Origin of the sequence: Chitinivorax tropicus (assembly GCF_014202905.1) — a bacterium.
Taxonomy (GTDB): Bacteria; Pseudomonadota; Gammaproteobacteria; order Burkholderiales; family SCOH01; genus Chitinivorax; species Chitinivorax tropicus.
The window spans coordinates 145,115-146,062 of sequence record NZ_JACHHY010000007.1 but is presented as its reverse complement, the minus strand read 5'-3'; the positions used below and the strand labels follow the sequence as shown (position 1 = coordinate 146,062).

Here is a 948-nt window from a genome sequence, read left to right as displayed (position 1 = left end):
AACGATAAACGGTATCCCCCTTGCGGGCAACGATCAAACCACGGTCAGTGAAGATAGCAACACCGTCATTCAAGTACTCATCAACGATCGCGACCCAGATGGAGACACCCTGGTCATCGTTGGCACACCCACGGCGCGCAACGGCACCGTCACCCTCAACCCAGATGGCACCTTGAGCTACCGCCCCAACCTGGATTACCACGGCAAGGACACCATTACCTATACCATCACCGATGGCAAGGGAGGCACCGCCACTGGCACTGTAGACGTGACCGTAACGCCGGTGAATGACAACCCACGCGTGGCCGATGGCGACAAAGGCCAGCAGATCACCACCAACGAAGACACCCCGATTCAGGGCAAGGTCACCGCGACGGACATCGATGGCGATACATTGACCTACACCATCGGCGATCGCCCCAGCCAAGGCACAGTCTCAATCGACAGCAACGGCAACTACACCTACACCCCCGCTGCGGATTATTTCGGGAAGGACCGTTTCACCGTCGTGGTCGATGATGGCAAAGGCGGCAAGACCACGCTGACCATTGATGTGAACGTCCTGCCGATCAACGATGCACCGATCGCCCAGAATCAATCCGTCACCACACCAGAAGACCAACCCATCAGCGGCAAGGTGTTCAGCAGTGATGGTGACGGCGATACCCTCACCGTCAGCCTCCAGACGGCAGCCAGCCATGGCACCGTCACCGTCAATGCGGACGGCACTTACACTTATGTGCCCAACCAGGATTTCAATGGCAACGACCGTTTCACAGTTACCGTCAGCGACGGCCAAGGCGGTGTGACCACTGCCACCATTGATGTCACAGTCACCCCGGTTGAGGACCCGGCCATCATCAGTGGCACCGACCATGGCAGCGTAACCGAGGACACCACCCTGCTCAGCACCGGTCAGCTCACGCTCACCGATCCCGATGCCGGACA

General features: G+C 58.8%; 1 protein-coding gene. It reads left to right on the top strand.

The window, feature by feature from the left end; translation table 11 throughout:
• A partial coding sequence (locus HNQ59_RS07345; protein WP_184037254.1) for an Ig-like domain-containing protein occupies nt 1-948 on the top strand: 948 nt, incomplete at both ends.